General features: G+C 56.9%; 4 protein-coding genes. 3 read left to right on the top strand and 1 reads right to left on the bottom strand.

The window, feature by feature from the left end; genetic code table 11:
- Window positions 1–338 (bottom strand): hypothetical protein (locus tag CJ255_RS23620; protein ID WP_165774733.1); only part of this gene is annotated, 338 nt, incomplete at its 3' end.
- A gap of 57 nt (window positions 339–395) precedes the next feature.
- Here CJ255_RS23620 and CJ255_RS14995 point away from each other — a divergent pair.
- The 3 genes from CJ255_RS14995 to CJ255_RS14985 all read left to right on the top strand — a co-directional run.
- On the top strand, window positions 396–2615 hold the full coding sequence (locus CJ255_RS14995; RefSeq protein WP_097644910.1) for an ATP-binding protein: 2220 nt from the start codon (window positions 396–398) through the stop codon (window positions 2613–2615).
- Entirely contained in the window at window positions 2600–7396 is a 4797-nt protein-coding gene (locus CJ255_RS14990; RefSeq protein ID WP_097644909.1) for a GAF domain-containing protein, read from the top strand. The genes CJ255_RS14995 and CJ255_RS14990 overlap by 16 nt, the downstream gene beginning before the upstream one ends.
- The coding region (locus CJ255_RS14985; RefSeq protein WP_124681957.1) for a phosphotransferase at window positions 7393–8750 on the top strand (1358 nt) is incomplete at its 3' end. The genes CJ255_RS14990 and CJ255_RS14985, both read left to right, overlap by 4 nt.

Raw genomic sequence — 8750 nt, 5'->3', positions numbered from 1 at the left:
CCTGTCGAAGCCAGCCTGTCGAAGCCAGCCTGTCGAAGCCAGCCTGTCGAAGCCACCGCACCGCTGGCTCGGTGGCTGAGCCTGTCGAAGCCAGCCTGTCGAAGCCAGCTTGTCGAAGCCAGCCTGTCGAAGCCAGCCTGTCGAAGCCAGCCTGTCGAAGCCACCGCACCGCTGGCTCGGTGGCTGAGCCTGTCGAAGCCAGCCTGTCGAAGCCACCGCACCGCTGGCTCGGTGGCTGAGCCTGTCGAAGCCAGCCTGTCGAATCCAGCTTGTCGAAGCCAGCCTGTCGAAGCCACCGCGAGGTCGCCTGCCAACCCAAGGCTTTTTCGTGCTAACAAAGAATTTCTTGAGGTGAGGCGAAGCCTCCGTAGCGCCAAAGGGCAGGATGAAAAACCATGAATACCATCACCGTCTCGGTTGAACGACTACTACCCTTTGGCCTACTGGTGCGCTTAGAGGATGGGCGTGAGGGCCTTATTCGTGAGCGCGAGTTGGCTTGGAGTGGTCGTGAGCTTCAGCGCTGGCGTGAGCGCTTTAAGCCCGGTGATCGCCTGCAGGCGGTGCTGCTGGGGACGCCAGATGAGCCCCGTCTTGAGTTGAGTCTGCGTTTGGCTGAACACGATCCTTGGCTTGATCTGGTGGAACGCTACCCGCTGGGATCGCTGGTGGATGGGAGTGTGACCGGGGTGCAGCCGTATGGTGCCTTCATTGAGCTTGAACCAGGCATTACCGGGTTGCTCCACCAATCACGTCTGCCTGCGAGCGCCCAAATGCGTCCGATCCAAGAACTCTTCTGGATTGGCGATCGTGTGCGTGTGATGGTTGAGCGCCTCGATACGGTACACCGCCAGATTGGTTTAAGCCTCTTGCGGGCACGCGCCCAGCGTTGGTCTCACGATTGGGCTACGCTGGTCCCTACCATGCCACTGGCACGCCCCCCACTTCCAGCGCCAGCAGATGAGCCGTTGCCGCCACAGCAACCAAGTTGGCGTTTGGTGGTGGTTGAAGATGATGAGCTGCACCGCGAGGCGCTGATGCGCTGGTGTCATCAGGCCGGGCATCAGGTGCGTAGCGCCGCCACGGCGGAAGCGGGGCTTGCCTTGGTGGAGGCCGATCCGCCCGATCTGCTCTTGAGCGATTGGGGCTTGCCTACGATGAGTGGCCCCGAGTTGCTGATGGGTGTGCGTAGACGCTGGCCGGAGGTGCGTTGCGCTCTGATGAGCGACTGGACGCACAGTAGCGCTGCGGGCAATGAGCTGGAAGGGTTGCGTCGGCAGGGTGTGGCGCTTTTGCTCAAACCGCTGCGTCCTGAAGACATGCATGATCTGCTCCACACGAGCTTTAGCGCTGCGCCTGAACCTGTAGCGCCCCACCTCGCCACTGATCATCTGGCCGAGCCGAGTCTGTTGGATGTACTCCGCACGCCACTGCCATTGCAGGAACAGGTGCAGCGGCTGCTGCAACGCCAACTCAAGCGCACACATGCCACCAAGATCATTCTCTTTCGCCTCGATCCCGTCCGGCGCACGATTGAGTTGGTGGCCACAGCGGGTGGTGCACCGCTCAACGAGGCCGCCATTGCTGACCTGATCTACAGCCCGGTGCGCGATGTGGCTGAGGACGGCCATCACTTCCGCATCAACGCAGTCCAAGCGAGCGATCCGCGAGTGCGCTACCTACGCCCACTGCTCGACTTTCGTGCCTGTAGCGGCATTCCGCTGCCGGTGCAACTGCTCGAACGCTACGCCCTCTTTGTCTTTAGCGCCCGCCAACGCGAATTGAACCCCCATCTGGAGGAGTATAGTGCTGCAACAGCCCTTGCCCTCGCAACGCTGCTTGAGCGGGATAGCTTCCATAGCAAAGCCCTCGACACCCAGCGCCTCGCCCTCTTGGGCCAACTGAGCCGCGCCCTCGTGCATGAAGTGAACCATCGCCTCAGCCCGGTCAACTTCACAGTGAGCGAGTTACTTCAGAGTATCAAGCGCATGGCCAGCGATGGGCGCAGCCACACCGCCCTGACCCGCGATCTGAACCAATTGCAACTGGTTGCTGATGATCTGAGTCTGGGCTTCAACCGCCTCAGCGAGACCGCGCAGATGTTTGGGCGCGTGATGGTGCAGGCCCGCGCCCAGCAGCAACCCCTGGAGCAGGCCGTGCGCGAGACGATTGAGTTGGTGCGTGACATGGCCGACCGCAATAAGATTGTGTTGGGGCTACGGATTGATGATGCTCTGCCGAATCTCGTGCTGCCTGCGATTCAGGTGCAGCAGATGCTGCTCAACATGTTGCTCAACGCCATTCAGCAGATCAGCCTGCACGATCGGCAGCAACCGGGGCATATCTTAGTAGACCTACGCATCTGTAAGCGTGATGGTCAACCATGGGTACAGATCAGGATCGAAGACGACGGGCCAGGGCTACATCGTGAACTTTGGGAGCGCGTCTTTGATTTGGGCTTTACTACGCGCAGCGAGCAGGGGAGTGGCTTGGGGCTCTACATCACCCGCAGCCTCGCCGAAGCCCTTAGAGCACGGGTCTTTGTTGAGGCGAGTTTCATGCTCTGGGGTACCACCTTTGTGCTTGAACTACCGGAGGAAGCATGTTCAGGATCTTAATTCTTGATGATGACGCCCTCTTCAATCGCACGCTCCAGCGTTGGCTGGAGCGGAATGAGCATCTGCGCTGTCTGGTTCGCACTGCCGAGAGCGAAACGGCGGCCTATGCGGCAGTCGCACAGGCCGAAGCGCCCTTTGATCTCTTCCTGATTGACATGCGCCTTGGGCCAGTCCACGATGGCATTGAAGTTCTGAGCGAGCTACAACGCCTCAGCCCCACCAGCCAAGCGATTGTCTTTACCGAGGCGGACAATAACGAAGCGGGGCTACGGGCCTACCGTGCGGGTGCCTATCGCTACCTGCACAAACCCCTCGATCTTGTTGAACTGGAATTGGTATTGCGCTCGCTCTGGGAGTTGATCCAGGTACAGCAGGAGCGAGATTGGCTCCGCATCTTTGCCACCATTGCCGAAGCCTCACAGCGACCATTGGATGTAGCGGCAATGGCGCAAGAGGTGGTGAAGAGCGCTCAGCGTCTTGGTTTCACCCGCGTCTGCCTCTGGATGGTTGATGGTGACGGCAAGACGCTCGTTGGTGTGGAGCAGGTGGGCAATGTAGGCATTGAGGATTTTCAGAGCTGTCGCCTCGCCTACCACGATTCGCCCTACCTGCCCAAAGTTGCCCAAAGCCGCGAACCCTACCGCTTTCATGGCTTTCCCGATGGGCCAACCTACCTGACGGAGCGCTATGCGGCAACTGGCTATCGGCCCACCAGTGGCGAATGGATCGCTCTGCCCCTCTGGTCGGAAGAGCGACGCATGGGTGTATTGGTGTTGGACAATGGTGATCGCCCGCGCCCCATCCGCCGTGAAGAGATGCAGCAACTCGCGCTCTTTGTGCGCCTTGTAGCGGCGGCGTTGGAGCGCGCCCAACTCTATGAGCAGGAACAACAGCGCCGGAAAGAGGTAGAACTCTTGGCGGCGATTGGGCGGCATATCTCTGAGTGCGCGACTGAGACGAGCAGTGACGAACTGATTAGCGACGAACTGATTAAAGAGATCTTCGCGCTGATCAAGCAGAGTATGCAGATTGAGCATTTCTTCTTGGCTTTTCACAACGAGCATACAGATATGATCGAAAAGAAATTAGAGTATCGCCATGGAAGACTATATCGCAAAGAAAGTTTTCCGTATGGTCGTGGGTTAACAAGCCACATTATTAAGCATAACGAAGCGATTCTTTTGGCAAGTGAAGCTGAGATCAAAGCCTTCCGTCAGCACCATCTTATCCAGCCACGTGGTCTACCAGCACGTAGTTGGATTGGTGTTCCTCTCCGTATTGGTCAACGTGCGTTTGGGGCCATTGTGATCTCTAGTACAACCCAGGAACATGCCTTCAAAGAGCATGACAGACTGCTGCTTAGTGCAATTGCCGATCATGTGGCTGGGGCCTTGCAAGCCTCGCGTTTACGCGAGGCGGAACACCGCACCGCAAGACGCTTCAGCGTCCTGCAGCGCGTTGGCGAGGAGCTACCCAAGCGTGCGCTGCTTGATGAGGGTCAGATGTGGCGTTTGGCTTTGAATAGCATCACCGCTGAGTATGGTCTGCGCTTTAATCGCGCAATGCTCTTCTTATTGGATCATGCTGGGGCAACGCTGGTGGGTCGCTATGGCGTTGGTCATCTGCAAGGTCGTCAAGCGCGTCAGAGTTGGCGGCGCGATGCGCAGCGTAATGTTAACCTGACAACCTTCCTCAAGCAGCTTGATCAGGGTGCGCTCCCTTCAACACCAGTGGATGAGCATCTACAGGGGATGCGTATCAAGCTGCGCGGTGCCGACCACGCCTTCGCTACCGTTCTGCACGAACGGAAATACGCTGTCGTTGCTCACGATGAGGCCACAAAGCGCATGCCGTCGCCCTTCATTGCCGCATTTGGCTCTGCTGAGTATGCGCTCTTCCCCATTGCAGCGGCAGATCGCATTATTGGCCTGCTGGTGGTGGACAATCTCTTCAATCTGGTTCCCATTGCAACCATGCCGCTCGCCGATCTTGAGCGCCTGTTGAGTCAGGTTGCCTTGGTGCATGAGACGCTGCTGCAACGTCAGGCCAGCCGCTCACTGCTCGAAGTGAGCCAACAAACCCTCTCTTCGGTGGCGGATCAACCCTTAACCGCTACGCTCAACCGCATCTGTAAGGTGGCATGCACTCTCACCGGCGCATCCTGTGCGCTGATTCTGCCTTTCCAACAGCAGGGTCAAAACCACTTTGAAGTAGTTCAGATCGGTTCCGCTGGTCTCCAAACCCAAGATGAAGCGATCTATCTGGCATCTGATCTTTATGAGCAGTTGCGCCAAGGCGAAACGATTGAGCTTACGAACCCCAAGGCCGATCTCCTCGATCCGCTAACCCGCGCCTTTTTTGAACGTGAGGGCTACGCTGTGGCGTTGCTGTTCCCCATCTTCGACCATGAAAATGGCATCTGCGTTGGCACCATTCAACTCTACTATCGCCATGCGCTGCGCCTTGAAACTGAGGATCATCACCAAGCCAAACTACTGGCCGATCTCGCTGGCGCAGTCATCCACACCACCGAAGCCTACCATCGCGCCCGACGGGAGGAGTTGCTGCTGCAAGCCGATCTGCTCAAGGTGGCGCTCAATTTGCGTCCTAGGGAAGAAGGGAAAGCGGCTGAAACAAAGTTCATCCATGAACTTTTGCAGGCAGCCTCCCAACTCTTGGCCCTGCCCGAGAGCCGTGTGGCCATCTTTATGCGCGGCTGGGAAGCGGCAGATGATGGTATCGCCACAGAGATACGCTACCAATACTTTCTGGTTGATAACGAAGTCATAGAGACAACAGAAAAGAATATTGATCGTGGGATTGTGGGGCTTGTCATTCGTGATGCTCAGTCGCGTCTGATTGATGATGTGCAGCAGTCACCTTGGCGTGAGCGCTTCTTCGCCGAGTACTCACCTAGCACAGGAACACGCGGCGAACTGGATGTACCTATTGTGCTTGATGGCCAGGTACTTGGCGTGATCGATCTTGAATCGCCCCTTCCTCGTGCATACCACGACGTACACAAACTGATGATCGAACGTCTGGCAGCCACCGCTGCCCTGGCATTAGGCAATTTGCGCCGCCAACAATACCAGCGCAGGGTCATGGCTGCTGCCCAAGAGGTGGTTGCACCTTCTGATCTGGAACAGACGCTCAAAGCGCTGATTGAGGCCGCACGCCAGGTTGCCCCCGGTGTTAGCGCGATCACCCTCTGGTACAAGGCACCTGAGCAGCAACAGATCATCCCCTACTCCGCTTCATTCGGGCTGATGCATCCCGGTCGCACAAGTAAACATCCGGCTGATCCTGAGAGTCCTGTAGCCAAGGTGATGGCGTATGGGGAACCGATTTTTGCCAGTGAATTGCACAAATACCCTATCCTTTATGGTGATTTTATCCACATTGAGCAGATTGTCTCCGTCGCAGCACTGCCGCTGGTGGCCTATGAAGAGGCGGTAGGCGTACTCTTCTTCAACTACCGCACCACCCACCACTTCACCGCTGAAGAGCAGACCCTCTTCCAGACCATGGCCGCCTTTGCGGTAGCCAGCGTGCGTGACGCCCTTCACCTTGAACAGCTTCAGCGTGAAACGCAACGGCTTGATCTTGCCAAGCAGATCACCGAGGCAATTGGTACCACCATCGCCATTGAGCAGATCCAGCAGAAGGTCTTAGCCACCTTGAGTGCCAACTTTGTCGGCATGCAGATCTGCCTTATGCTCTATGATGATGAAGAACGCGCCCTCAATTTTGCTCCTAATAGTACTCAACACTACACGTTCAAGGATGATTTTGATTACTACTGTTCAATCAGGATTGATCGCACAAAGGCCATTGCCTGTCGGGTGGCCCGCACGACGTTAGCCCAGCGTCGAGTTGTATGTGAAAATGTAGGCGATGTGAGCCAAGCCCCTGACTACCTCGAGGCCAATTGCCACACCCGCTCCGAACTCTGTGTCAGCCTCGTGGGGGCCGATCATGGCAACCTCTTGGGCCTCTTGGTACTCGAGAGTGAACAACTCAACGCCTTTAACCATGACGATGAGGAGTTGGCGATTGCCGCCGCCCGCGCCATTGGCATCGCTATCGAACGGGCCAACCAGAGTAGCCAACTGCGCTTTCATGCCGCTGTGGCTGAGGCAACCGTCTGGAGCCACGAGTTTAGCCACGACATCAACAAGGCGATTACCCTTATTCGCAACCGCGCCTACCTGCTGAGGGATCAAGTTGATCCTGAACACCAACCCCACCTTGATCAGATTGCTACAGCGGCCCAACAGATTGTTACCTTCGTTAAGGCTTCTAGCGCTACAGAATCGCAAGTTCTCGCCCTCAACACCTGGCTGCAAAGCTACCTCGATCACTACGATGTGCCGGAGAGGTTGCATTGCACCTTCCAGCCAAGTACCCTCGACCTCCACATCGTTGCCGTTCCACTGCTGCTCGAACGGGTCATGCTCCATATCTTGCGTAATGCCGCCGAAGCGGCTGAGGGTGAGGGTGATGCTAAGATTAATATCTCCATTGAGCGAATCAACCAATACGCCCGTGTTCGGGTGCAGAATAGCGGGCCAGACATCGATCCAGCTATCTTGCCCAGACTCTGGACGGAGCCAGTGAGTACCAAACATGCCCGCCCTGAGGGGGCCGAAGGTGGCCTTGGCCTCCTCTTCGTCCGTGCGGCGGTCGAAATGATGGGCGGCAAGGTGCGGCTCTTTGCTACTCCCAAACAAGGGGTAACCGTCACCTTCACCTTGCCCCTCAAGGAGCCAGAACCATGACCATCAATGGCGAACACTCTCCTATCACCCTCGCGGGTCTGCGCGTCCTCGTGGTAGATAACGATGCCGAATTGCGCCAACAGACAGTGGCGCTCCTTGAAAAATGGGGCTGTCAAGCCTTTGCCCCAACCGATACGGGCCAGGCGTTGTTTGATGCAGCAATAACCACCGCAGCCGCGCACTGTTGCCAGTTGGCCGTCGTGGATATGCGTCTGCTCGACGACACCAGTACCCAAGACATCAGTGGTCTGGAATTGGTTCCCGAACTACGCCCGGCCTTCACGATCATCAACAGCGCCTTTGGCCATGTACGCCATGCTGCTGATGCCTTCCATGAGTATGGTGCTGCCGATTTTGTAGCCAAAGAGGACGGTCCTGAAGTCCTTGAACGGGCCTTAAAACGGGTGGTTGCGAAACATGCCATTGCCCGCTATACCAGCGATGCTCGCCGTACTGACATCGAGTGGTCTGATGGAGGGCAAAGCCTAACCTCGCTTCGGCAGAGTCTCATGGAGGATAAGCGCTATGTCCCTGAAGATGAGGCAAATGACCTGATCGGACGCCTCTTTGTTGATGCACAACGGGTCGTGCTTGTTCCTATTGTTGATGAGCAACTCCCCTCCGATGCGCCTCTTGCCTCAACTACCTCACCCAACCTGCGCCGTGAGACCCGCATCTTTTTGACCCAAGTGGATCATCAACCTGTGCGCCTTGTGCTGAAATTGGGCAAGCATCAGAAGATTGAGCGTGAGGTGGAGAACTACCGGCGCTATGTTGAGCATGGTTTGGGAGGACTCTTCCGCCCAGAGATGCGCGGTCATAAGTACCTCTGGAACATGGGTGGGGTCATCTATGGCTTGGTTGGGAATGCCGATGTGAGTAACAGCGATGGCCCCCACTCATTCAGTCAGTTCTATCGTACTGAGCATGACCCTAGTATCATCCTGCAGCCATTGCAGCATTTCTTTCACCGTCAACATTGGGGGCGTTGGTATCAGACTGGGGTGCAACCCCTAGATGGTTCTATCTTCCAAGCCTATGACGCGATGCTCCACGGTAAGTTGAGTTTGAGCATGCAGAAGTGGCATGCACTGGATCGTGATGCGTACTTTCCAGCGCTGCGCCAAGCGTTGACCAACCCGCTGCGTTGGCTCAGTGATCACCACCATACGGCCAATCTTGTCGCCAATCCGCGCAAGGCGATTACCCACGGCGATCTCCACGGCGATAATCTCTTTGTGACCCCCCTTCACGCTTGGCCAATTGACTTTGAACGCACCGGCGAGGGGCCAATCCTGCGCGATTTCGTGGAACTCATTCAGGATATTCTGACCCGCATTGCTCAGTTTGAACT

This window comes from Candidatus Viridilinea mediisalina (genome assembly GCF_002532535.1).
Classification (GTDB): Bacteria; Chloroflexota; Chloroflexia; order Chloroflexales; family Chloroflexaceae; genus Viridilinea; species Viridilinea mediisalina.
The sequence above is the reverse complement of the archived record's forward strand: the minus strand, read 5'-3'. Positions and strand labels throughout refer to the sequence as shown.